Origin of the sequence: Streptomyces sp. NPDC006332, assembly GCF_040612855.1 — a bacterium.
Taxonomy (GTDB): domain Bacteria; phylum Actinomycetota; class Actinomycetes; order Streptomycetales; family Streptomycetaceae; genus Streptomyces.
Genome location: NZ_JBEXRA010000037.1, coordinates 1 through 23,639 on the forward strand (window position 1 = coordinate 1; position 23,639 = coordinate 23,639).

19 protein-coding genes and 3 pseudogenes are annotated in these 23,639 nt (G+C 68.1%); 14 read left to right on the top strand and 8 right to left on the bottom strand.

Going from position 1 to position 23,639, the window contains the following annotated elements; translation table 11 throughout:
- The 6 genes and pseudogenes from ABZ027_RS28470 to ABZ027_RS28495 all read right to left on the bottom strand — a co-directional run.
- Positions 1–650: pseudogene (locus tag ABZ027_RS28470) on the bottom strand (hypothetical protein); the annotation flags it as partial.
- Between the two features lie 370 nt (positions 651–1,020).
- The gene (locus ABZ027_RS28475; protein WP_356773277.1) at positions 1,021–1,836 is read right to left on the bottom strand and encodes an oxidoreductase; all 816 of its coding nucleotides are present in this window, start codon (positions 1,834–1,836) and stop codon (positions 1,021–1,023) included.
- A gap of 249 nt (positions 1,837–2,085) precedes the next feature.
- Positions 2,086–3,618: an MFS transporter gene (locus ABZ027_RS28480; protein WP_356773279.1), complete on the bottom strand. Its 1,533-nt coding sequence runs from the start codon at positions 3,616–3,618 to the stop codon at positions 2,086–2,088.
- A gap of 213 nt (positions 3,619–3,831) precedes the next feature.
- Positions 3,832–4,173, bottom strand: a pseudogene (locus ABZ027_RS28485) (TetR/AcrR family transcriptional regulator); the annotation flags it as partial.
- A gap of 87 nt (positions 4,174–4,260) precedes the next feature.
- Positions 4,261–5,076, bottom strand: coding sequence for an oxidoreductase (locus ABZ027_RS28490; protein ID WP_356773281.1), 816 nt, complete (start codon positions 5,074–5,076; stop codon positions 4,261–4,263).
- Positions 5,077–5,707: 631 nt separating this feature from the next.
- Positions 5,708–6,310 (bottom strand): TetR/AcrR family transcriptional regulator, encoded by a 603-nt coding sequence (locus tag ABZ027_RS28495; RefSeq protein ID WP_356773283.1) that lies wholly within the window; start codon positions 6,308–6,310, stop codon positions 5,708–5,710.
- 143 nt (positions 6,311–6,453) lie between these two features.
- Here ABZ027_RS28495 and ABZ027_RS28500 point away from each other — a divergent pair, with 143 nt between their 5' ends.
- The 9 genes and pseudogenes from ABZ027_RS28500 to ABZ027_RS28540 all read left to right on the top strand — a co-directional run.
- Entirely contained in the window at positions 6,454–7,248 is a 795-nt protein-coding gene (locus tag ABZ027_RS28500) for an alpha/beta fold hydrolase (protein ID WP_356773285.1), read from the top strand.
- Between the two features lie 130 nt (positions 7,249–7,378).
- A complete protein-coding gene (locus ABZ027_RS28505) occupies positions 7,379–7,750 on the top strand; it encodes an antibiotic biosynthesis monooxygenase family protein (protein WP_356773287.1) in 372 nt (123 codons plus the stop codon).
- Between the two features lie 477 nt (positions 7,751–8,227).
- The gene (locus ABZ027_RS28510) at positions 8,228–8,683 is read left to right on the top strand and encodes a hypothetical protein (protein ID WP_356773289.1); all 456 of its coding nucleotides are present in this window, start codon (positions 8,228–8,230) and stop codon (positions 8,681–8,683) included.
- Positions 8,684–9,396: 713 nt separating this feature from the next.
- The gene (locus tag ABZ027_RS28515) at positions 9,397–10,923 is read left to right on the top strand and encodes an aldehyde dehydrogenase family protein (RefSeq protein ID WP_356773291.1); all 1,527 of its coding nucleotides are present in this window, start codon (positions 9,397–9,399) and stop codon (positions 10,921–10,923) included.
- 181 nt (positions 10,924–11,104) lie between these two features.
- Positions 11,105–12,289 carry an amidohydrolase family protein gene (locus tag ABZ027_RS28520; RefSeq protein ID WP_356773293.1) on the top strand — a complete coding sequence of 395 codons (1,185 nt, stop codon included), beginning with the start codon at positions 11,105–11,107 and terminating at the stop codon, positions 12,287–12,289.
- 9 nt (positions 12,290–12,298) lie between these two features.
- Positions 12,299–13,219 (top strand): NADP-dependent oxidoreductase, encoded by a 921-nt coding sequence (locus ABZ027_RS28525; RefSeq protein ID WP_356773295.1) that lies wholly within the window; start codon positions 12,299–12,301, stop codon positions 13,217–13,219.
- Between the two features lie 31 nt (positions 13,220–13,250).
- The gene (locus ABZ027_RS28530; RefSeq protein ID WP_356773297.1) at positions 13,251–14,789 is read left to right on the top strand and encodes an aldehyde dehydrogenase family protein; all 1,539 of its coding nucleotides are present in this window, start codon (positions 13,251–13,253) and stop codon (positions 14,787–14,789) included.
- Positions 14,790–15,222: 433 nt separating this feature from the next.
- Positions 15,223–16,185, top strand: coding sequence for an amidohydrolase family protein (locus ABZ027_RS28535; RefSeq protein WP_356773299.1), 963 nt, complete (start codon positions 15,223–15,225; stop codon positions 16,183–16,185).
- Between the two features lie 204 nt (positions 16,186–16,389).
- Positions 16,390–16,551, top strand: a pseudogene (locus ABZ027_RS28540) (aldo/keto reductase); the annotation flags it as partial.
- On the opposite strand, the gene ABZ027_RS28545 reads toward ABZ027_RS28540, so the two are convergent.
- A complete protein-coding gene (locus tag ABZ027_RS28545) occupies positions 16,492–16,659 on the bottom strand; it encodes a hypothetical protein (RefSeq protein WP_356773301.1) in 168 nt (55 codons plus the stop codon). The pseudogene ABZ027_RS28540 and the gene ABZ027_RS28545 sit on opposite strands and share 60 nt — an antisense overlap.
- A gap of 323 nt (positions 16,660–16,982) precedes the next feature.
- Here ABZ027_RS28545 and ABZ027_RS28550 point away from each other — a divergent pair, with 323 nt between their 5' ends.
- The 5 genes from ABZ027_RS28550 (at position 16,983) to ABZ027_RS28570 (ending at position 21,529) form a co-directional block, all read left to right on the top strand.
- Positions 16,983–17,930, top strand: coding sequence for an ATP-binding cassette domain-containing protein (locus ABZ027_RS28550; protein WP_356773303.1), 948 nt, complete (start codon positions 16,983–16,985; stop codon positions 17,928–17,930).
- Positions 17,927–18,766: an ABC transporter permease gene (locus ABZ027_RS28555; RefSeq protein WP_356773304.1), complete on the top strand. Its 840-nt coding sequence runs from the start codon at positions 17,927–17,929 to the stop codon at positions 18,764–18,766. The genes ABZ027_RS28550 and ABZ027_RS28555 overlap by 4 nt, the downstream gene beginning before the upstream one ends.
- Positions 18,767–18,793: 27 nt before the next feature.
- Entirely contained in the window at positions 18,794–20,077 is a 1,284-nt protein-coding gene (locus ABZ027_RS28560; protein WP_356773306.1) for a sensor histidine kinase, read from the top strand.
- Positions 20,074–20,742 carry a response regulator transcription factor gene (locus tag ABZ027_RS28565; RefSeq protein WP_356773308.1) on the top strand — a complete coding sequence of 223 codons (669 nt, stop codon included), beginning with the start codon at positions 20,074–20,076 and terminating at the stop codon, positions 20,740–20,742. The genes ABZ027_RS28560 and ABZ027_RS28565 overlap by 4 nt, the downstream gene beginning before the upstream one ends.
- A 202-nt stretch (positions 20,743–20,944) precedes the next feature.
- Positions 20,945–21,529: a helix-turn-helix domain-containing protein gene (locus ABZ027_RS28570; protein WP_356773310.1), complete on the top strand. Its 585-nt coding sequence runs from the start codon at positions 20,945–20,947 to the stop codon at positions 21,527–21,529.
- Positions 21,530–21,539: 10 nt separating this feature from the next.
- Here the strand turns inward: ABZ027_RS28570 and ABZ027_RS28575 are convergent, their stop codons facing one another.
- Positions 21,540–23,327: an FAD-dependent monooxygenase gene (locus ABZ027_RS28575; RefSeq protein WP_356773312.1), complete on the bottom strand. Its 1,788-nt coding sequence runs from the start codon at positions 23,325–23,327 to the stop codon at positions 21,540–21,542.
- Positions 23,328–23,639: the final 312 nt, after the last annotated feature.

Here is a 23,639-nt window from a genome sequence, read left to right on the forward strand (position 1 = left end):
GGCAGGGCTTCGGTGGGTACCGGCGCGAGAGCAGGATCGGTCAGCCACGGCGTCACCGATCCGCCCGAGACCGGAACGGACCAGATGGTGCCCTTGAGGCTGTCGGCGATGTAGAGGGTGCGTCCGGCGACGGCCAGCCCGTTGGGGCCCGAGTCGGCGGGCAGCGCGGCGACGCGCTGCGGGGTGCCGTCCGCACGCAGCTTGTACACGCCGTTGCGGTCCGCGTTGCCCGGGGCCCACAACGCGTAGTAGACGGTGCCGTCACTGCCGCGGGCGTTGCCGCTGATCGCCTCGCCCACCTGCCCGGTGACGAGCACCGGGCGCTCTCCGGAGGCGGAGATGCGCATCAGCTCCGGACCGTGGGTGCGCTGGCACACCGCGCAGCTGCCGAGCATGGACAGGGTCACCGAGCCGTCGGGGTTGGCCGTGATGTTCTCGGGGATCTCGCCGGCCGCGAAGTCGAACGTCGCCGCCGTCCGTACGTCGCTCACCACGGAGCCGCGATACGTGTGTCCCGTCCCTGCGGACGCGGACGGCGCCGAGACCAGGACGGCCGCCGTCGCGGTGACCGCCAGCGCGATGCCGACGTTCTTCTTCAGGAAACGCTGTGCGCTCGATGCGCTGCGCCGGGCCGTGTGCCGCTGTTGCATGGCTCTCCTCGGTAAATCAACGAGTTACTGATCAGTGGACATTCGGGAAGATCGGAGCTGCCGGTGACGGCGTCTGCATCAGAGGCACTCGGGGGAAAGGCCACGCTTTTGAGGCCGGGCCGGGATATCAGGCGGGCGGGCGATTGTTCTTGCGGATCTGCTTGCCGAAGGCTCCCGCGGGGACGAGTCGGCGCCCTGCGGTGACGCGGGGCCGGCGGTGCAGCGCGGCTTCGGCCTCTCGCCGGTGGCCGCGTGACGATCACCTGGGCGACGGCGGCGGGGGCGTTGCCCTTCTCCACCGCGTCCGCGATCATCTCGCCGAAGACGCGCCGTCGTGTTCGGGCGGGTTCGGGCACGCGAAAGGTGGGCCTCAGTTCGGCATCCGGTTGAACCTGCGGACGATGCGGTCGAAGATCCGGGCCGGAAGGACGCGGTGGAACACGCTGATGCCTGCGGCCGTCGTGCCGGCGGTGCGCCGCAGTTTCGGCTTCTTGTCGGTGGCCGCCGCGACGATGACCTTGGCCACGGTGGCGGGATCGTCGCCGCCGCTGGTGTTCTTCGCCAGCACCTCGTCGAAGGTGCGCCGTCCCGACGCGTAGAGCGCCAACGGGGTGTCGCCCTGCACGCTGTGGTCCCCGAACGGGGTGTTGATCGGGCCGGGCTCGACGAGCAGGATCCGCACGCCGTGCTCGCGGACCTCGTGGTCCAGCGACCCGGAGTAGCCCTCGACCGCGTGCTTGGTCGAGGTGTAGATGGACATGAACGGGCTGGGGACGAACCCGCTGAGGGAGGAGACGTTGATGACGCGTCCGCGCCGCTGGGTGCGCATGTGCGGCAGAACCGCCTTGGTCATCCGCATGATGCCGTAGACGTTGACGTCGAAGACCTCCTGCGTCCGGGCGACGGAGAACTCCTCGGCGGCGCCGTTGGCGCCGACGCCGGCGTTGTTGACCAGGACGTCGATGCGCCCGAACCGGTCGATCACCTGCTTGACCACGGAGGCGACCGATTCGTCGCTGGTCACGTCGAGGTCGAGGTAGGTCACCCCGGCAGGCGGGGTGACCCGCGCGGTGTTGCGAGCGGTTCCGATCACCTCGAAGCCCGCCGCGGCGAAGGCGAGGGCTGTCTCCTTACCGACCCCCGATGACGCACCTGTCACGAGCACTACCTGCCGAGTTGCCGCCATCACGAGCTCCCTCAATTTTGACGTACGTACGTATGTCTTACGCTCGTATGTCTTACGTTCATACGATCATACGGGGGTGGTCGGTCGATGGCAAGTGGTCACGCCCGGCGATCCGAGAAAGGTCTGAGCCGGGTCAGCACCGGCATCGTGTACGGCGAGGCATCCCACCCCTCGCCGTACGCGAAGTACGGGAAGTGTCCGAAGTGATCGCAGTACCCGAAGTGCCGGGCGCCCCCGGTGTACGGGCCGTCAGTGGGCGATCACGGGAATCTTCGCCTCGTCCTCGGCACCCTCGCCGGAGGCCGGACCGACTTCCGGCCTGCCGGTGTTGATGAAGGTGTAGGCGATCGTCGCGGCGAGCACGAGGATGCCGACGGCGAACCAGATCGCGTTGGTGTAACCGTGCACCTGGCCCTCCAGCTGGACCAGCTGCTGCTGGGCCTGGGAACCGGCACCGCCGATGTGGTCCTTGATGTACGCGGTCGTCGCCGAGGCGGCGATCGTGTTCAGCAGGGCGGTGCCGATCGCGCCGCCGACCTGCTGCGAGGTGTTGACCATTGCGGAGGCGACACCGGAGTCACGCGGCTCGACACCGTGCGTGGACAGGGAGAGGGCGGGCATGAACGCCGTACCCATGCCGAGGCCGAGGAGCACCAGCCCCGGCAGGATGACACCGGCGTACGAGGTGCCGATCTCCAGCTGGGTGAGGAAGAGCATGCCGGTCCCGGCGACCAGGAAGCCCGGAGCCATCAGCAGGCGCGGGGGAACCCGGGTCAACAGGCGGGTGCCGATCTGCGTGGAGCCCACCATCAGGCCGCCGATCAACGGCAGGAAGGCGAGGCCGGTCTTGACCGGCGAGTAGCCCAGCACGAGCTGCAGGTAGTAGGTCAGGAAGAGGAACAGGCCGAACAACGCGATGATCGCCAGGCCGAGGGAGAGGTAGACGCCTCCGCGGTTGCGCTCGGTGATGACGCGCAACGGCAGCAGCGGGGCCTTGACCTTGGACTCGGTGAAGACGAACGCGGCGAGCAGCACCGCCGCGGCGACGAACAGGCCGACGGTGGTGGAGTCGCCCCAACCGGCGGACTCGGCGCGGGTGAAGGCGTAGACGAGCGTGACCAGACCGAGGATGGACAGAACGACGCCCGGGATGTCGAGCGGCGAGCGGTTGCGGCTGCCGGACGGCTCACGGATGACCAAGTACGCACCCGCGGCCGCGATGACCGCGAACGGGATGTTCACGAAGAACGTCCAGCGCCAGTCGAGGTACTCGGTGAGCAGGCCGCCGAGGATGAAGCCCACGGCGCCGCCGCCACCGGCGATCGCACCGTAGATGCCGAACGCCTTGGCGCGCTCCTTGGGCTCCGTGAACGTCACGGCGAGCAGGGAGAGAGCGGCGGGCGCGAGCAGTGCGCCGAACGCGCCCTGGAGGGCACGGGCGCCGAGCATCATGGCCTCGTTGGTGGCCGCGCCGCCGAGCGCGGAGGCGACGGCGAAGCCGATGAGACCGGCGACGAAGGTGCGCTTGCGGCCCCAGAGGTCCGCGATCCGGCCGCCGAAGAGCAGCAGACCGCCGAAGGCGAGAGCGTAGGCGGTGATGACCCACTGGCGGTTGCCGTCGGAGATGCCCAGGTCCTGCTGTGCGGACGGCAATGCGATGTTCACGATGGTGGCGTCCAGCACGACCATCAGCTGGGCGAGCGCGATGAAGCTGAGCGCTTTCCAGCGGTTGGAATGGGAGTCGGCTGCCGCCTTGGCGGTGGCCTGAGCTGTTTCAGACATGGGGATACCCACTTCGGGACTTCGTGGTGAAAAACGATGAGAGAAGTTCACAGCGACAAAGCTGGAGACGAAGAGCGAGACAGCGAGACAGGGTCAGGGACGGCTCGTCATCGTCGACGGCTGAAAGCGTTGTACGAGGTGGTGACTGGTTACGACATCGATCTGACCGACCCCGATCAGTCACCCTCGGCGCATGTCTTCCACGGTCACGGCCTATCCGGGCACTACGGAGCGGGCGCGTGCCCGCAGACCGTCCAGGAACATCTGCAGATGACGGTGCACGAAGCGGTCGATGCCCTCGCGGTGCCTGGCAGCGGCCCGGTGAACTGGCTGACGGTGACCTTCAGATCGCCGGACTCCACATCGGGGCGCAACTGCCCGGCCTCTCGGGCGCGCTGCATCATTTGCCCGACCAGTTCCATCAGCCGCTCGCGTGCGACGAACAGGTCGGGGTGGTCCTGGTCAAAGTTCACCGCGAGCATCGGACACAGCGCGTCGATCCGCTCGTCCGCCGCCATGTGCCCGAAGCCGCTCAGTGCCCGACCACGCGTCTCCTGGTGGCGTCCACGGCTACTCGGCTCCACCCACCTCGGGGCAGTCCGGAGCCTGCACCGATATCGGAGCGGTCACTGTCTGCAGGTCTCAGCCGGGGAGCTTGTTGCTCTTGCGGATCTGTCCGTCGAAGACCCCGGTGGGGAGGATGCGGTGCGCCGCGCTGAGGAGCCGGGCGCTGCGGCCGGCGGTGTAGCGCACCTGCGGCTTGGAGTCGGTGGCGGCCGCGACGATCGTCTTCGCGACGGTGGCGGGGTCGTCGCCGTCTTCGTTGACCGCCAACGCCACCTGGTCGGCGATACGCCGCTGCTCCGCATAGATCTGCATGGGCATGTCGGGTGCGACGGTGTTCGCCTCGAATGAGGATTTGGTACCGCCCGGCTGGACGATGAGGGCCCGGACGCCGTGTTCGCGGATCTCGTGGTCCAGGGACTCGGTGTACCCCTCGAGCGCGTGCTTGGACGCCGAGTAGTTGGCCATGTAGGGCGCGGGGAGGAACCCGAGGACGGACGAGATGTTGATGATGCGCCCGCTTCCCTGGGCGCGCATGTGCGGGAGGACGGCCTTGGTCATGCGCATCACACCGAAGACATTGATGTTGAAGAGGCGCTGGGCCTGGGCGAGAGAGTTTTCCTCGTCGGCGCCCGAGGAGCCGATGCCCGCGTTGTTGACCAGGACGTCGATCCGCCCGAACCGCTCGATCACCTGCTTGACCGCGGCAGCGACCGAGTCGTCGCTGCCTACGTCGAGGGCGAGGAACGTCACGCCGTCGCGACGGTCGGCTGCCGATGTCTTCCGGCTCGTTCCCACCGTCTCGAAGCCCGCTGCGGCAAGCGCGAGGGCGGCCGCCTTTCCGATTCCGGTGGACGCGCCTGTCACGAGTGCCACCGGCCGAGTTGTCGCCATCACGAGCTCCCTTGATTTTGAATTACGTACGTATGTCTTACGTTCGTACGACCATACGGATCTCGTCGGTCGATGGCAAGGGGGCGCGTCCGGTGATTCGAGAAGGGAGCGGGAAACGTGGGGTGCAGTACGGGAAAGACCACGAGTAGACGGCGAGCCGGAACCGCCGGCTGACGTCTGCGCACTCGCCACCGGCACCGGCACCGGGTGCGGGAAACCGCGCGGGAACGCTTTCTGGGGACTCGAACTCGAAGGGCTGCCCAGGTTCGTCACCCTCGACTCAGCCACGACCGCACCAGCGGCCCGCTGAATCCGTTTCCTTCGCGCAGGTCATCGGTGCCGCGCCGACGGCAACACGGCCTATTTTTTTCCTGCTTCGGCTCCCCGAACCATCGGCGGCGAACGCGCCTTGTCTGCAGAGGGTGCGCCGCCTGAGACACCTTGGGTCTGAGACGCCCATACAGGTCACATAACGCCGTACGTGGCCTCGCTTGATGGCAGCCATGCAGGATGTGTCGTACCGCTCGGCGGGAAGGCTCGACTCGGCGGGGTGGCGAGGCGGTGCGACACGGTCCGGGTCTGCTGTGTGGACGCGGTTGTTCTGGTTGGCCTCCGCCGGTGCTCTCCGTGGCTACTTCTGGGTGTCCTGTGGTGTGTCGGCGGTCTGCAGTGTGGTGATCCATTGGGTGACGACGGTGTCGATGAAGGCGTCGGTGACCTGGCCGCGGTCGAGGAAGAGGCGGGCGAGGACGGGTCCGTACAGGAGGGTGAACTCGTCTTCGCTGATCTGGATGCCCGCGGGCTCCAGCAGCTTGTTGAAGCCGGCGTGGCGGTCCTCGCCGATGCGGACGAGCGCCTGGGCGCTGTCGGGGTCGTGGTCGGCCTGGGCGGTGACGGCTAGGGCGGCGGTGCGCACGGCCGGCACGCTGACTCCGGCGCGCAGACTCTTGAGCCAGGCGGTGGCCACCTTCCGCACGTCGCTGCCCGGTTGGGGGTAGGTGCCGAGGTCGGGGCCTTCGAGGATGAGGTCGAAGAGGAGTGCGGCTCGGGTGGGCCAGTGCCGGTAGAGGGTCTGGCGGGTGACGTCCGAGCGCTCGGCCAGCAGGGCGTAGGTGAGCCCGGCCGGTCCGACCTGGGGCAGCAGTTCCCGTGCGACGGCCAGGACACGGTTGCGGGTGCGCTGCACGCGCGGGTTGCTCTGGGTCGGCTGTCGGCGATGGAGGGGCTGCTTCATGCCGGCCACTCTACCGGCACATCATACGGCGCGTGTGATTGAGGTCACAAGTCTAAATCATACGGTGCGTGTGATACAACTGAAGGGCAATCACACGCACCGGATGATTCTCGTGTGTCGGCGCATTCGAAAGGCAGACCGCCATGTCACCTCGCACCCTGACCGCACCCACGTTCTCGCGCACCCGCCTCGGCTCCGGCCCCGGCCTGCTCCTCGCCCACGGCGCCGGCAGCAGCCTGGCCGGCACCTACGGCCCCGTCCTGGAAGCCCTCGCCGCCCGCCACACGATCGTCGGAATCGACTACCCCGGCAGCGGCGACACCCCCCGCTCCACCACTGCGCTGTCCGTCGACGACCTCGCCGACCAGCTCGTCGCCGCCGCCGACGCAGAGGGCCTGGACCGCTTCGCCGTGTCCGGCTACTCCCTCGGCGGCCCGGTCGCCATCCGAGCCGCCGCCCGCCACCCCGAACGCGTCACCGCCCTCGTCCTGACCGCCGCCTTCCCGCACCGCGACAACCGGCTCGCCCTCGCCTCCTCGATCCAGAGCAAGATCGCCGCAACCGGCGACCGCCAACTGCTCGCCGAATTCCTCCTCATGACAGCCCTGGGTACCCAGGCACTGGAGTCGATGCCGTCCGAGCACCTGCAGCAGACCCTCGGCTACACCGCCGCCTCCATCGCCGACGGCAGCGCCGAGCAGGCCGACCTCGTCAGCCATGTCGACGTCCGTGACGACCTTCCCCGCATCACGGTCCCCACCCTGGTCGTCTCGACCACCGACGACCGCCTCGTCTCCACCGACCTGCACCGCCACCTCGCCGAGACCATCCCCGGCGCCCAGCTCGCCGAAATCGGCACCGGTCACCTCCCGATGCTGGAGCGCACCGAGGAATGGCTGCAGCTCATCACCGACTTCCTCGACAACCACCACGCCTGAACACACACCCCGAGCGGCGCCACGCAGCGAGCGGCAGCCCAGCCCCTCACCCGGACCCGCCCCGGTCCCTGATCACTTGCAACTCCGCGGGTTCGCACACCCGCTTCCCCCTCGATCTCCAGGAGAACTCATGCTCAGCTTCGGCCACCTCGACGAGTCCACCCAGTTCCGCGACCAGCAGAAGGAAAAGGCCGGCCCGGTCACCATCATCAACACCTTCGTCGCCCCCGAAGGCAAGGAGGACGAGGTGGTGGCCGCCTGGACCGACGACGCCGAGTACATGAAGAAGTCGGGTCACCTGCTCTCGGTGCAGCTCTACCAGGGCATCGCAGGCAGCCGCCTGTTCACCAACGTCGCAGTCTGGCGATCCACCGAGCACCTCCGTGCCGCACTCGGCACGCCGGAGTTCGCCTCCCACCTGGCGGGCTACCCGGCCGGCACCGTCGCCTACCCGCACCTCTACCAGAAGTTCGCCGTCGAAGGCATCTGCGAAGGCGAATGACCACCGCTACCCGATTTCCGGGCTGCCGTTCGCCACGCACACACGTATAGCGACGAATAGCCCTTTGGTCTGCAGACAAACTCACCCCGATGACACACGCTGATCTGTTTCCTTTGACCGACCGGCCGGTGCGCAAAGCATTCGGCCTGGTCGGCGCAGAGACGACGCAGCAGCAGGATGTACGCGAAACGACTGGCCGATGTGGAATGGAAGTTCATCGATCCATGCTGGCCGATCGGCGAGTATGGCCCATACTCCGAGCGGTTGCGGCAGCAGTTCCAGGGTGTTATCTAGGCTTTCAAAACCGGCGGACAGCGGCAGGAGATGCCGAATGAATTAGACGCCTAGTCGACCGTCCTAGCCAACAGGAGCGACGGTTGGCCCTCGTCCTGCCCCAATTTCGAAAATACTTCACGACACAGAACGTAAAGTCTTCATTAGTACCTCCTTGAAAACTGGAGGCTTCCCGTGCGTAATATGGGCAAATTCGTAGCTACGGTCCTGATGGCGACAGCCGTCGTTATCGCACTGCCCGCCGCCGCTCAGGCCGCAGTCCCATCGGTGAAACTCCGGATCTGCAACGATACGAGCAGGGAGCTGTGGGTGAGCATCAGGGGATTGAACCAGAACTCCCAGACCAGCTTCTACAACTTCGACGGAATACTCCGCTCCGGCACCTGCAAGACTGCCGACTGCTACTGGTGGGCGGCGATCGACCAGAACGCGGAGATCCGCTGGTGGACGTCGGGATCTTCCATCAGTAAGTACACCAACTACACCGTCCAGTCGAACTTCCCGAACGGTTCCACGCAGAGACACAGGATCACGACCCTGCGACGGCCAACGGCACAGGTTGCGCCTGAGCGTGAGGTCCGCCGGGTCAGGGAATGTGCGGCTGGTCGGCCGGGGCTCGGGCGTCGCGGTACAGCTTGAACGCGACTACGTAGGTCGGGCCCGCCTCGCACTGCGAGGCCGGCCCGACCTCGCTGACGGAGTAGGCGTAGGCGGGTGGGCCGGTGTACGCAACTCCCTCACCCCGCCCATCACCTCCCTTCGCGGCCCGCGGGAAGGAGGCGGGCTTGGCCTGCCGGGCGGTGGCTGCCGACCTCCGGCCCACATGTGCGGTCGCGGTGCCGTCCTCGCGGTCCCCGGGGTCGTCGAGCACGATGACCCCGCCGTCGTGCGGAGCGGTCGCCGGTTCCTTGCGTACCAGGTCAAGCAGTCCATCTTTTGACCTGCTGGGTCTGTGCTTTGGCCTAGTGGTTTTCGGTTGGTCCGACAGCCCTGTACCGCCGTCCACTGTGTGCCTGTTGCCTCCCTGGGGCATCGCGGATGGGCAGTCAGGATCGCTGGAGGACGTTTACCGCGAGCACGGACTTGATCCGGACAGCGTCGTCCGCGCAGCCCTCGACCTGACCTACCGATCCCCAAGCGCCTGCCTGACATCAAACGCTTGACATCAATCCACTAGATTGATTATCTAGTACTTGCCAAGGCCCTTAGGTCATCGCTGAAGTCATTCGCGCTGGCGCGCCCCTGCTGCCACATGGCGGCCCTTCATCGCGCCGAGCGCAACGTCCGTCACCTGCCCATCACCCTCGGGGTGCTGCTCGGATGCAGGCGGTCGTAAGAAAGTGGGAGAAACCATGACCAACAACACTCCAACGATCACGCGTGACGGAGTCATCGGACAGGACGGGAGCGAGGTGGTCACCGTTGACCAGGCCACCGGGGTCGAGTTCGCCCGGTACCCCGTGGCCGGCAAGGAAGAGGCCGCCGCGGCTGTCGCTGCCGCACGCTCGTCCGCCGGGCCCTGGTGGGACCTCGGATTCGAGGGCCGTGCGGAGCGACTGCGCGCATGGCGGCGGGAGATAGCCCTAGGCGGCGAGGAGGGGGCCGCCCTCATCCACGCCGAAAACGGCAAGCCCCTGGACGAAGCCCGCGTTGAAGTGCTCGGGATTCTGGAGCACGTGCAGTACGCCGTCGAGAACGCCGAGCGCGTGCTGGGCCGCCGGGACGTCCCCGCCAGCCCCACCGTGCCCAACCAGCGAGCTTGGGTCGAATACCAGCCCTACGGCGTCGTCGGTGTCATCGGTCCGTGGAACTTCCCCCTGCTCACACCGGGGGCCATCCTGATCGAGGCGGTCGCGGCCGGAAACGCGGCCATCCTCAAGCCCAGCCAGATCACGCCAGGCGTCGGGGAGTGGCTCGTGCGGACCTGGCAGCGTGCGGTCCCCGACCTTCCGAACGTCCTCCAGTGTCTCAACGGGTTCGGGGCCACCGGCGGAGCGCTCATCGAGGCCGGTCTGAACAAGCTCGCGTTCACCGGCAGTGTCGCCACGGGCAAGACGGTGGCCGCCCAGTGCGCGCAGACCCTGACCCCCGTTCTGCTGGAACTCGGCGGAAAGGACGGCGTCGTCGTTGCCGAAGACGCCGACCTGGACGAAGCCGCCAAGCATGTGGTCTGGGGCGCCATGCAGAACACCGGACACGGCTGCATCAGCCTCGAGGTGGCCTACGTCGTCGAGTCGGTTCACGACGAGTTCGTCGAGAAGATCAGCGACCTCGCCAAGCAGGTACGCGTCGGCAGCGACGAGGACGCGGAGATCGGTCCGGTTCCCCTGCCCACCCAGATCCCGATCATCCGGGAGCACATCCAGGATGCTCTCGATCGCGGCGCGACAGCCGCCGTCGGCGGCATCGAGGCAGTGGGGGAGCGCTATGTCACTCCCACCATCCTCGTCGGCGTGAGCCCCGACGCCCTGGCGGTGACCGAGGAGACGTTCGGACCCACGCTCGCCGTCGTCAAGGTCACCGACACCCAGGAAGCCATCGCGCACATCAACGCCAGCCGCTACGGACTGGGCAGCGCCGTCTTCAGCCGCGACCGCGGCGAAGCCATCGCCCGTCAACTCCGCGTCGGAATGACCAGCATCAACGACGCCCTGGTGTTCTCCATCAACCCCGCCGTGCCCTTCGGCGGTCGCGGCGACAGCGGCTACGGGCGCAAGCAGGGAGAGGAAGGACTCCGGGAGTTCGCCTACCCGCACTCCTTCACCGCCAAGACCGGCCCCGCCCAGTTCCCGGCCACCACCTTCGGCAGGCCCGCTGGCGCGATGGCGGGAGCCCTCGCCGGCGTACGCGACAGGATCCTGGCCGAGGGCGGCAAGTAGCCTGCCTGACCAATCGGCGGCCAGAAGCGCACAGGCCGGTCCGTCATCCCTCCCGCCACCAGACCTGTTGCTGACTGACGGCAACGAGTCCGCGAGGGCGGCGCCCGCCTCGGACACGGTCGTCCGACCCAACCCTTCGACAGCGCGAGAGTCACCGGTCCACCAACGAGGGAGAGCGGACATGTCCGACGAAGACCCTTTCCGAGTCGCGACTCCACCAGTCGAGCCCGCCGAGGCCTCCCGGCGAAGATTCATCGCCGCGACCGCTGCTGCTGGAGGGGCTGCTGTGGTCGGCGGTCTGGTCGCGGGGCAGCCCGCGTTCTCCGCCGGGGCGGCCAGTGGCCGTGCCTCCACGGCGGTCGGTGGCTCGAAGAATCATCGGAATGCCAAGAAGGAGAAGAAGATGCGCGTTGTGGCCGTGGAAGAGGCGTTCTCGATTCCTGGAGCGATCCGGCAGGAGGCGGCGATCCGTCAGCGCATGGACGTGCCGGAGGCGATCAAGCAGGAGTGGTTTAGGCGTCTGGATGATCTGACCGAGCTGCGGCTTGCGGACATGGACGCCAACGGCGTCGATGTCCAGGTCCTGTCGTATTCCACGCCGGGTCTGGAGGTGATCGAGGATCCGGCGGAGGCGGTGGCTGTCGCGCGGCGGGTCAACGATTTTCTGGCCAAGGCGGTGGCCGGCCATCCGGACCGGTTCGCGGGTTTCGCGGTTCTTCCGTTGCAGGATCCGAAGGCCGCGGTCGTGGAGCTGCGCCGGGCGGTGGAGGAACTCGGGCTCAAGGGTGTGCTGTACAACGACCATGTGCGGGGTCATTACCTGGACGAGCCGCAGTTCAGGCCGGTGTGGGCGGAGCTGGAGCGCCTGGGTGTGACGTTGTATCTGCATCCGGCTGTGATCCCGGCCGACAACTGGCGTGTCTTTGACGGGTATCCGGTGCTGGTGGGGCCGTCGTGGGGCTGGACGGCGACGACGGGTGCCCATGCGCTGCGTTTGATCTATGGCGGGGTGTTCGACGAGTTCCCGCGCGCGTCGGTGATGCTGGGGCACATGGGTGAGCTGCTGCCGTTCCAGATGGCCCGGCTCGACAGCCGCTACGACCAGGTTCCCGCTGAGCACCGGTTGCAGCATCTGCCCTCGTACTACCTGCGCAACAACGTGTACGTCACGACCAGCGGAGTCATGTCGCATGCCGCGCTGCTGGGAGCCGTCCATGCCGTGGGCGCCGACCGGGTGCTGTTCTCCATCGACTACCCGTTCGAGTCCAGCGCCGAAGCGGTGGCGTTCCTGCGTTCCGCCCCGTACGCACCGGCCGACCTCGCGCGCATCGCGCACGGCAACGCCGACCGCGTACTGGGACTGTAGGCAGCCACGATGCCGAAAGCAGTGCGATTCACGGAGTACGGGGGCTTAGACGTACTGAACGTGGTCGACGTCGAACGGCCCGAGCCCGGTGCACGGCAGGTGCTCGTCAAGGTGGTGGCCGCCGGGATCAACCCGGGGGAGGCCGTGATCCGGCGGGGGTTCTTGCACGACAGGTTTCCGTCGACGTTTCCGTCTGGGCAGGGCAGCGACCTGGCCGGGATCGTCGAGGAACTCGGCGCGGGAGCCACGGGATTCGCCGTCGGTGACGAAGTGATCGGCTTCACCCACAACAGGGCCAGCCACGCCGAGTACGTGATCGTGGACGATGACCACCTCACCCCTCGACCCGCGGGTGTCCCGTGGGAACAGGCCGGCGCGCTCTACGTCGCCGGTACCACGGCGTACGCGGCGGTAAACGCCCTCAGCGTCAAGCGCGGCGAGACCGTCGTCGTCTCCGGGGCCGCCGGCGGGGTGGGCTCACTCGCCGTACAACTCGCCCGACACGCCGGAGCCACCGTCATCGGTCTGGCGAGCGAACCCCACCACGCATGGCTTGCCGGGCACGGAGTGATTCCGGTGACCTACGGCGCGGGCGTCGCCGACCGCGTCCGCACCGCGGCGTACGGCACGGTCGACGACTTCATCGACACCTACGGCTCTCCCTACATCGAACTGGCGCTGGAACTCGGCGTACCCAGTGGACGGATCAACACGATCATCGACTTCGCGGGCGCGGCGAGGCACGGCACCAAGGCGGAGGGCAGCTCGGCGGCATCAAGCGCCTACGTACTACGGGAGCTCGCCGCGCTGATGGCCGATGGGGATCTGGAGATCCCCATCGCAGGCGTCTACCGGCTCGACGAAGTCCGGGAGGCCTTCCGAGAGCTGGAGCACCGACACACGAACGGCAAGATCGTTCTCAGGCCCTGACGGTCCGCCATCGGCCGGCTGCCACCGCCTCGTGCGAGCGAGCCGTCAAACCAAGCACATCCCTGAACGGAGCAAGACCGTGGCTAAGTCGTCACCACACGAGATCCGCACGCGGTGGTCCTCCAAGGACTCCGCCGATCAGTTCACCGTCGACAACCCCGCGACCGGCGCGCCATTGGCCGTCGTGCACGGCGCCGGCGACAAGGAAGTCGATCAGGCCATGCAGGCGGCCTACGACGCGCACTTCTCCTGGAAGGCCCGCACCGCCCGCGAGCGCGGCAGCTGGCTGCGGAAGATAGCGCAGGCGGTGCGCGAGCACGCCGACGAGATCGCGGCCCTGGAGTGCAGCGACAACGGCAAGCCCCTGACCCAGGCGCGCAACGGGGACGTGAACGCGGCGATCGGGATCTTCGAGTTCTTCGCGAGCCTGTGCGACTCCATGCCGGGCCAGGTCAATGATGGCGGAAGTCTGCTGGATATCACGGTGCTCGAACCCTACGGTGTCGTCGCCGCGATCGTGCCGTTCAACTGGCCGCCGATTCACACCGCCAGCAAGCTGGCCCCGGCACTGGCTGTCGGCAACGCGGTGGTGATCAAGCCGCCGGAGCAGGCACCGCTCTCATCCATGCGCATGGTGGAGATCATCCAGTCCGTCCTGCCCGACGACGTGGTCCACATCATTCCTGGCACCGGCTCGATCGGGTCGCGGCTGGCCGGCCACCCGCTCGTCGGCAAAATCTCGTTCACCGGGTCACCCACCACCGGCGTCTCGGTCATCAAGACCGCGGCCGACAACCTGACGCCGACTCTGATGGAGCTCGGTGGCAAGGACCCGTTCATCATCTTCGAGGACGCGGACCTCGACCTGGCGCTGCCGTGGGCGATCGAGGGCGGTCTCTACAACCAGGGTGAGGCTTGCACCTCGGCATCCCGGGTGCTGGTACACACCGACATCTACGACGAGGTCGCGCGCCGCTACGGCGACGCGGTGAAGCGGCTCCGCGTCGGCAACGGCGTCGATCCCGGCACGCACATCGGCCCGATGGTGTCCGCCGCCCAGCGCAAGCGGGTGCTGGACTACATCGACATCGGCGTCCAGGAGGGCGCCACGATCGCGGCGCAGGCGCCTCTCCCCAACGACCCCGAACTGGCGGGCGGCTTCTACGTCGCGCCGACACTGTTCACCGGCGTACGCCCGGACATGCGCATCGCCCAGGAGGAGATCTTCGGCCCGGTCATCTCGATGATCCCCTTCCACGACGAGGACGAGGCCGTGAGGATCGCCAACGGGACCGACTTCGGCCTGGTCGCCGCAGTGTTCACGCCGGATTCCGAGCGCGCGCTGCGGGTCAGCCGCGCCCTGCACACCGGGTTCGTCTTCGTGAACAACTACAACCGGAACTTCACGGGCACGCCGTTCGGCGGAGTCGGTGCGAGCGGCTACGGCCGGGAGACCTCGGCGCAAACCCTGCAGGAGTACGGCTACAGCAAGAACATCCGCCTGGTCTCAGGGATGGGTGAGATGCCGCGCTGGGCTCCGTCCTTCGAAGTCACCGGACGAGCCCAGTGAACAAGCTGCTCGGTTCGAACTGGTCCGGATGCCAAGGGCTGCCCTGGGAGCACGCACTCAACACGCGATTCTTCCAACGGAGGGGCCCGGAAGATCGCGGACACGGCCCGCTGACCAGACGCAAGATCAACTAACTTCGCAACAGTCCTGCGCGGGCGTTGCGGCCGGGACTGCCCCGTTGGGCCGGGCAGACGGAAAACCAGATGCATGACGGCCGCGGGCAGGTGCCCGCCAACCGTCGACGCTGTGGAAGCGGTACTTCGGCACCTTGGCTGGCTTCAGTTCGAGGGCGTCAGCGTGGCATGCGAAGCGCTCAGATGTGAACGAGTGGCCGCGTTCGGATCGGAATGCTCTGGTCCGGTAGGCGGGGCTGCCCGCAGTCATGGAGTGGAGCGCGGTCGTCGACGGCTGTGCTGACGGAAGGACAGGAAGCATGACGTTGGTCAATGGGTGGGTGGATGTTCACGCGCACTTCTTGCCGCCGCTCACGGAAGAGCAGCGGCTCAAGCAGTGGGAAGGCCTGCGAGCGATGCGGTTCCTGGCGACGCAGCCGTATGGCTGGAGTCCGGAGTCCGCCTTGGATTACATGGACCGGACCGGTGTCGCCATGCAGCTGCTCAGCAACATCCACACCCCCTCCCTGCAGGCATTGCGTGATTCCAACGACTACGGAGCGAAGGTCGTCGCAGACCATCCGACCAGGTTCGGATTGTTGGCAGCACTTCCCACCGACGATCCTGAGGCGGCGCTGGCCGAGATCGAACGGGCCCAATCGGACCTGCACGCTGACGGATACGCGGTGAGCGCCCGGTACAACGGGGTGTTTCTCGGTGACGAGAGCCTGGAACCGGTGTGGGCCGAGCTGAACCGCCGCCGTGCCGTTGTCTTCGCCCACCCGAATACGATCGCGCCGGCGCAACTCGGCCTCCCTGCCGTCTTGATGGACGTGGCGTTCGAGACCGCCCGGAGCGTTGTCGACATGCTCTACGCCGGGGTCTTCCGCCGTTACCCTGACCTGACTGTGATCCTTGCCCATGGCGGTGGAGCGCTGCCTGCGATGTCCGGACGGCTGGGGCAGTTGGGGGCGGAGCCCTGGGTGCCCAACTCGCAGAACGTCACCCGGGATGAGATCCGCGAGCATCTGGCCAGGCTGTACCTGGACACCGGCAACGCGGGAGCCGACGCCAGTCTCGCGCCGGCGCTCGCCATGGTCCCGCGTGAACACCTGGTCTACGGCTCCGACAGCGGCGCGCCGTGCAATACGGACGAGACGTTGGCGGCCAATATTCGGGCGCTCCGTGACTCCCGCGTGCTGGTCGAAGGCGAGGCCGACCAACTCGGCCATCGGGGCTGGGACCTGTTCCCGACTGCCAGCCGCCGCGCCGGCAGAAGCTGAACCGCTGGTCCAGCCGCCTGCCGCCTGTCGCCGGAAACGGGGAGCGGACCCGCTGCGTCCTGGGCAGGAGAAAACCCGTCTGGATTGCTGCCGTCCCCGCACCCGACTCCGGCCCGCCCAACGCGTGAGCGGGGGCGACTCTACACCTCGGACTCCTTGTGCGCGGTCGGAAAGGTCACGGGAACTCGACGACGAGCGGCCGGCCAGGTGGCGGCTCGGCATGGCGCCGCCGTGTCGCAGCTCGGCCTGGCCTGGCTGCTGGCCTCCTCGCCGACGACCCTGGCCATTCCTGGCACAGGCTCTCTGTCACACCTGCAGGACAACATGGCCGTCCCTGGGATCACCCTTAGCGAGGAAGACCTCGCCAGCCCCTCCCGACACCGAGGGCTGTCGAAACGCCTCGGGGGCAACCGTCACCAGAATCGCCGTGATGACGGGTGTGAGCGCAGCGAACTGCGTCAGGGCCGTGGTCATCGGCTCCTCATCATCCAGCATTGCGTGACGGAGCGTCAGCTACGCCTGGTAGAGCGCGGAACGAATGGGCCCAGTGCGCCGCACGTGCCGGGGCGCCAAGTGTGGCGTCAGCGGGTCGCACTCCTCGGTGGCCGGATGCCTGCTGCGACCACCTCGGAGCCGACGCGGACGGAAAGTACCGCAGGTGGGCGCGTAGTACCGCGGTACCACGCGGAGGGCGCAGATCAGCCTCCCGGTACCACCGGGCCGGGGTGATTCGGCACTTAGCGTTGCCAGTGAGGCGTCGAAGTGACGGACGCCGGAGCCCGACAGAAAGAACGCGAATGATCGACGCACGGCAGTTGACCAAGAAATACGGGGAGAAGACGGCCGTTGACGGGCTGGACTTCGTCGTGAAGCCGGGCACGGTGACGGGCTTTCTGGGGCCCAACGGGGCGGGCAAGTCCACGACCATGCGGATGATCGTCGGCCTCGACGCCCCGACGAGCGGCTCCGTCACCGTGAACGGCCACCACTACGCCGAGCACCGGGCACCGCTCCAGGAGGTCGGCGCCCTCCTGGAGGCGAAGTCGATCCATCCGGGCCGCTCGGCGTACAACCACCTCAAAGCCCTCGCGCTGACCCATGGCATTCCGGGCCGCCGGGTCGACGAGGTCATCGGCCTCGCCGGGCTGGGCAGCGTGGCGAAGAAGCGGGCCGGTGCCTTCTCCCTCGGCATGGGCCAGCGGCTCGGCATCGCCGCGGCCCTGCTGGGCGATCCGCAGACCGTGATGCTGGACGAACCGGTCAACGGGCTGGACCCGGAGGGCGTGCTCTGGATCCGCAACCTCCTCAAGGGCCTCGCCGACGAGGGCCGGACCGTGTTCGTGTCCTCGCACCTGATGAGCGAGATGGCCCTGGTCGCGGACCACCTGATCGTCGTCGGGCGCGGCCGGCTGCTGGCCGACACGACCGTGGCGGACCTGATCCGCGAGGCGGGCGGCGACACGGTGAAGGTGGCGACGCAGGACCCGGCGCGGCTGCGGGACGTCTTGGCCGGGCCGGGCGTCGACGTCACCGGCCAGGTCGGCTCCGAGGAGCTCCAGGTGACCGGGCTGACCGCCCGCGAGATTGGGCTGAAGGCGGCCGAGCACGGGATCGCCCTGTTCGAGCTGAGCGCTCGGACCGTATCGCTGGAGGAGGCTTTCATGGACCTGACCAGGGACGCCGTGGAGTACCACGGCTCCACGACCGGGATCGAAACCCTTGAGGCCGTCGGGAGGACCGCATGAGCACCCTCACCGCAACCGCCGAGGAACCCCGGACCACCCCCGCCCGGCCCGTCTACCGGGTGACCGGACGGCGCGTGCTGTCCTCCGAGTGGGCCAAGCTGTGGTCTCTGCGCTCGACCTGGATCACCTTGGGTCTGGGTCTGCTGTTCGTGGTGGCCTTCGGCTTGATCGCCGCGAGCCGCTACAAGTCGGGGATCGACTCGGGCAATCTCGACTCGGACTTCGCCGATTCGACGACCGTGAGTCTGTCCCTCTTCGGTACGAACTTCGCCCAGCTGGCCCTGGGCGTCCTCGGCGTGCTGGTCACGGCGGGCGAGTACTCGACCGGCATGATCCGCTCGACGCTGGCGGCGGTGCCCCGCCGACTGCCCGTGCTGTGGTCCAAGGCGGCCGTGTTCGGGCTGGTCGCGCTGGTGGTGGGGACGCTGGGTGGGTTCCTCACCTTCCTGATCGGGAGCGGAATCGTCTCGGGCACGCCCGCGGCCATGAGCCTCTCGCACCCGGGTGTCCTGCGGAGTCTGCTGGGCGCCGGGCTCTACCTCGGCCTGGTCGGGGTGATCGGCACCGCCCTGGGCGCAATGCTGCGGTCGGTGGCCGGCGGGATCTCGGTCCTGGTGGCCTCCCTGATGCTGATCCCCGGCCTGATCTCCCTGCTGCCCAGCTCCTGGCAGGACGGCATCAGCCCCTACCTGCCGTCGAACGCGGGGCAGGCGATGTTCTCCCTGACCCACGACTCCACGACCCTGTCGCCGGGCGCCGGGCTGCTGGTGTTCCTGTGCTGGACCGTGCTGGCGTTGGGCGGCGCGGCGTACCGGCTCGTGCGCAGTGACGTCTGACGCCCGCACCATGGACAGGTGACGTCCGTGACCACCGATGACATCAGCGGGATGGGACCGCTGGTCGCCCGACTTTCCCGGGGCGGCCAGCGGCTGCGCCATGCCGACCGGACACATCCCTGGGTCCTGGACACCGCGGTCGTCGTCCTGGTCTTCCTGATGTTCTGCCTGCCCGACCTGATCCACGACGGCGTCGGTGACGCCGACAGCCCGCCCCGTGTCCGGGTCGCCTTCACTCACCTGCCCATCGCGGGAATGCTGGTCCTGCAGGTCGGTCTGGTACTGCCCCTGCTGTGGCGGCGGCGCAAGCCCGTGGTGGCCTTCGGTGTCATCGCCGTGGTGTTCGTCCTGCAGTGGTCCCTGGGTGCCGCGATGCGCGCGGACATCGCCCTGTTGATCGCGCTGTACAGCCTGGCCCTGCACGGGCGGCTGCGGCAGCTGCCCTGGGCCTGTGCGGTCACGGCGGGCGCCATGGTGCTGGTCGCGGTGCGCGCCTCCGCGGCCGTGTCCGTGTGGGAGGCGCTGTTCTTTCTGCTGAGCACGGCGACCGCAGCCCTCGCGCTCGGCCTGATGGTCCGCATCCGCCGGGCCCAACTGGCCGGACTGCGCGAGCGGGCGGCCCGGCTGGAGATCGAGCGCGACCAGCGCAGCAGACTGGCCACGGCCACCGAACGCACCCGTGTCGCCCGCGAGATGCACGACATCGTCGGCCACAACCTGTCCGTCATCATCACCCTCGCCGACGCCGGCGCATACGCCAGTGACCTCCAGCCCGCGCGGGGCAAGGAGGCCCTGCAGCTCATCGGCGACACCGGCCGACAGGCCCTCGGCGAGCTGCGGCGGGTGCTCGGTGTGCTGCGCGAGGCCGCGGGCGGGCCCCCGGACGGGCCCGAACTCAGCCCGCAGCCAGGCGTCGTGGACATCGGCGCGTTGTGCGCCACAGTGCGCTCCGCCGGGCTGGAGGTGGTCTACCGGACCTCCGGGGAGCTGGACGCCCTGGACAGCGGGGTGCAGCTGACGGTGTACCGCATCGTCCAGGAAGCCCTCACCAACACCCTGAAGCACGCCGACTCCGGCACCCGGGTGCACTTGGCGATCCTCGTCGAGGACAGCCGGCTGACCATCCGGGTCCAGGACACCGGCCCGGCCGCACCGTCCGGACCGCCGAACGAGGAAGGACACGGCCTGGTGGGCATGCGGGAGAGAGCGGCCCTGTACGGCGGCACTGTCAGCGCGGGACCGGCGGACGACGGAGGGTGGAGCGTCGAGGCCGTCCTCGACCTCACGCCGGGAAGCGGCGGTGACCGGTGACCACCGTGCTCATCGTGGACGACCAGCCACTGCAACGCTACGGCTTCCACCTGCTCCTGGACTCCGTCCCCGAGACCGACGTCGTCGGTGAGGCCGCCCACGGCGCCGAAGCGGTCCGCAAGACGGCCGAACTGCGCCCGGACGTCGTCCTGATGGACGTCCGTATGCCGGGTATGGACGGCATCGAGGCCACCCGCCGCATCGTCGCCGCCGGCGGTCGCTCACATGTCCTCGTCCTCACCACCTTCGACCTCGACGAGTACGTCCACGCGGCCCTGCGGGCCGGCGCGAGCGGGTTCCTCCTCAAGGACGCGCGCCCCGAGGAACTCCTCGCCGGGATCCGCGCGGTCGCCTCCGGCGACGCCGTCATCGCGCCCGCCCTCACCCGCCGCCTCCTCGAGGAGTTCGCCCAGTACGTCCCCTCGCACCGCTCCGACCCCGCCGAGGACCCGAGACTCACCTCGCTGACCGAGCGTGAACGCGAGATCCTCGTAGCGGTCGGCAAAGGCTGGACCAACGGGGAGATCGCCACGCGGTTCGTGCTGTCCGAGTCCACCGTCAAGACGCACGTCGGCCGTGTCCTGGCCAAGATCGGCGCCCGTGACCGCATCCAGGCCGTGATCTTCGCCTACGACCACGGCCTCGCCCGTCCCACTGTGGAGTGAAGCGACGGGCGGCGGCCTGGAGGAACGTCGTTGGCCTAGTAACTCAGCGCCGATTGCAAGGTGCCTTGTGTTGTGCCACCGGTGACCACAGGGGCTCCTGGCTGGGGCCCGGTGGGCACAGCACTCCTTCTCCTGGGGCGGGGGCGGTCTGCCGGGTGTCTAGACTCACGTGAGATGGGGTGAACTCACGGGAGGAGTCGGGATGCCGCGGAACCGCCAACAGATTCCCCGGGAGGAGCGCACGGGTGATCTGCTAGCCGCGGCCACTGAGCTCTTTCTGGCGAAGGGCTACGACAAGACGACGATGGCGGACATCAGTTCCGCCGCCGGCGTGGCCCGGGGCAACGTCTATTGGTACTTCGACTCCAAGGACCACATCTTCGCCGCCGTCATCAACCGCATGCTCAGTCGCGAGATCCGCATCCTGAACGAGGAGCAGGCCGGTGCCGACCCGCTGAGCCGCCTGGTGCGCGGGCTGTCCGACATGCGCTATTCCCGGCCGTTGCACCAGGCCATGCACGACCGGCTTCCCCATTCCGAGGCAGTTCGCGAGGCCCACAACACCTTCCTGAAATGGATCGTCGGCCTGGTCGACGAGTTCATGGCCGAGCGCGGCCTCGACGACACCCCTGACATCGATGCCGAGCTCGTCCGCGATGTCGCGATCGCCGTCTTCGAAGGGGCGCACGTACCCAACGACTGGAACAGACCGGCCCACGAGATGATCCGGTTTCTGCTGGAGTCCGTCGTGGCCAGAAGTTCAGCGACCAAGGGGCGCAAGCGCTGAGCGCGGTACCTCAGACGAGGTGAGTCCCGGCTCCTGCTGGTACCACCTGCCCTGCACCGGCCGCATTGGCCTCCTGGGACGGTAGCGTCGCCCCGCGGAGCATGTCGAGCACGGCTACAGGATCCACGGGAGCCTGCCGACCCCGCCAGCCGACGTGGCCGTCCGGGCGGACGAGGACGAGTGGCCGCTCGTACAGCTCCGCGGCAGCTGGATCGGCGAGGCGCAGCACTGTCAACGGCACACCACACCCGCGGGCGGCCTGCACCAGCGGCGTCGGGTCCGCGGAGCCCGAGACCACGAGCGTGAACCCGCGTCCGAAGTGGTCGAGCACCGACGTGCCGTCGGGCAGCCAGACGTGCGGTGCGCGGCAGCCGGGCCACGTCGACGGCACGTACTCGTCCGGCTCGTCGGGCGGCTCCGGACTGCCGTCAGGCAGGCAGATCGGGGAGCCGCTGTAGCGGTAGCCGAGCTGGACCCCCGTGCAGCGGAACTCCTTGGCCCGGGACCGGCGGATCTCCTCGCCCAGCTCGCGGCGGAGCCGTTCGCCCTCCGCGTCCATGCGGTCGAGCACCGGATCGGGGACGAGTTGCGCGTCGGCTCTCCAGTTGCTGGAGGCTTCCGTGACATTGCGGACGGCGATCGGCCGCCGCTCCTGTTCGTAGCTGTCCAGGAGCGCCGGGCCTCCCCATCCCTGCAGGGTCGCGGCGAGCTTCCAGCCGAGGTCCACGGCGTCGCCGATCCCGGTGTTGGCGCCGAAGCCGCCCTTGGGCCACAACAGATGCCCCGCGTCGCCCGCGAGGAAGACCCGCCCGTCACGGTAGGTGCGGGCCACGACGCAATGTCCGCTCCAGGGCTGTGCCGCGAGGATCTCCACGTCGATCGGCGCACCGGCGGCCTCGTGCACCCAGGCGACCGCGTCGTCGAGGTCGGGCTCCTCGTCCAGGTAGACCGAGAGCCGCCATTCGTCCACGCCGTTGACGACAGTGATGTAAGGCCTGCGTGCCGATGACAGGGTGTGGATCTGTACCGCGGGGCCGCCCAGCCGCTCCCGCAGCAGGTCCAGTAGCTGCGGCGCACGGAAGTGCACAGCGAAATTGTGCCCCTGGGCGAACATGCCCTCGAACTCGATGCCGAGCGCTCGGCGGATGCCGCTGCGGCCTCCGTCGCAGGCCACCAGGTACGCGCCGGCGAGCGTCTCGGTGGCGCCGCTCGCCACGTCGCGCACCACGGCCCGGACGCCCTCCAAGTCCTGCTCCATCGTCTCCAGGCGAGTGCCGTACCTGATCTCGACGCCCGGCAGTTCGCTGGCCGTGCGGGCGAGCAACGGAACGAAGGAGAACTTGGACAGGAACGCGGGACCCTCCGGCGTCAGCGGGGTGTACACGCCCGCGGACTGGTTGCTGACCCCGTAGTCGAATTCGGTGAGGACGTGTCCCGTGGCGGAGGTGGCGAACACCGTGCGGTGCGGGTAGTCCGGGGGCGGTGCGGACTCCGTGCGTGCTTCTTCCGCGCAGCCCCAGCGGCGCAGGTGTTCCATGGTGCGCGAAAAAATCGCCTCGCCTGCGGGAAAGGGCACGTGGCCGTCGCCCTGATCGATCACGGTGACCGGTATACCACGCCATCCCAACTCGGTCGCGAGGGCGAGGCCTACAGGCCCTGCTCCCACGACCAGGACGCGCCGGGATGCGGCTCTCTCGTGCTGATCGGACATTGAAGATCTGCCTTCCTGAGTAAGGGTCGGAGCGTTAATGGCCCCATCTCTTGAACCGGGGTCAGAGTTACACGAGCATGTCGTCATAGGGAAGACCTGGAAAAACACAAGACTTCTGACCGCTCGTGTGCGGTGCTAAGCTCGTCTTGGGTTCAAGAGAGAGGGAGCGTCTTGGTGACTCCCACTGAGTGCAGCGATGCCGGGAGCTGTCGCCTGGCTCTGGTTGTCGGATACCACCACGACTTCGACGGAGGCCGGGCCTCTGCCGGGATCGACCTGCTCGCAGACGGCGGAGCGTCCACGTGACTGCCGATATGCGGCAGCCCGATGGTGCTTAAGTCCTGGACCGCGGCGAGCGGTGCATCACGCGCCGTACCTCAAGGCCGTTGCGCCCCAAAG

Coding starts and splice junctions, on each gene's coding strand:
- ABZ027_RS28475 (WP_356773277.1), bottom strand. CDS start 1,836: ATGGCGGCAACTCGGCAGGTAGTGCTCGTGACAGGTGCGTCATCGGGG.
- ABZ027_RS28480 (WP_356773279.1), bottom strand. CDS start 3,618: ATGTCTGAAACAGCTCAGGCCACCGCCAAGGCGGCAGCCGACTCCCAT.
- ABZ027_RS28490 (WP_356773281.1), bottom strand. CDS start 5,076: ATGGCGACAACTCGGCCGGTGGCACTCGTGACAGGCGCGTCCACCGGA.
- ABZ027_RS28495 (WP_356773283.1), bottom strand. CDS start 6,310: ATGAAGCAGCCCCTCCATCGCCGACAGCCGACCCAGAGCAACCCGCGC.
- ABZ027_RS28500 (WP_356773285.1), top strand. CDS start 6,454: ATGTCACCTCGCACCCTGACCGCACCCACGTTCTCGCGCACCCGCCTC.
- ABZ027_RS28505 (WP_356773287.1), top strand. CDS start 7,379: ATGCTCAGCTTCGGCCACCTCGACGAGTCCACCCAGTTCCGCGACCAG.
- ABZ027_RS28510 (WP_356773289.1), top strand. CDS start 8,228: ATGGGCAAATTCGTAGCTACGGTCCTGATGGCGACAGCCGTCGTTATC.
- ABZ027_RS28515 (WP_356773291.1), top strand. CDS start 9,397: ATGACCAACAACACTCCAACGATCACGCGTGACGGAGTCATCGGACAG.
- ABZ027_RS28520 (WP_356773293.1), top strand. CDS start 11,105: ATGTCCGACGAAGACCCTTTCCGAGTCGCGACTCCACCAGTCGAGCCC.
- ABZ027_RS28525 (WP_356773295.1), top strand. CDS start 12,299: ATGCCGAAAGCAGTGCGATTCACGGAGTACGGGGGCTTAGACGTACTG.
- ABZ027_RS28535 (WP_356773299.1), top strand. CDS start 15,223: ATGACGTTGGTCAATGGGTGGGTGGATGTTCACGCGCACTTCTTGCCG.
- ABZ027_RS28545 (WP_356773301.1), bottom strand. CDS start 16,659: ATGACCACGGCCCTGACGCAGTTCGCTGCGCTCACACCCGTCATCACG.
- ABZ027_RS28550 (WP_356773303.1), top strand. CDS start 16,983: ATGATCGACGCACGGCAGTTGACCAAGAAATACGGGGAGAAGACGGCC.
- ABZ027_RS28555 (WP_356773304.1), top strand. CDS start 17,927: ATGAGCACCCTCACCGCAACCGCCGAGGAACCCCGGACCACCCCCGCC.
- ABZ027_RS28570 (WP_356773310.1), top strand. CDS start 20,945: ATGCCGCGGAACCGCCAACAGATTCCCCGGGAGGAGCGCACGGGTGAT.
- ABZ027_RS28575 (WP_356773312.1), bottom strand. CDS start 23,327: ATGACGACATGCTCGTGTAACTCTGACCCCGGTTCAAGAGATGGGGCC.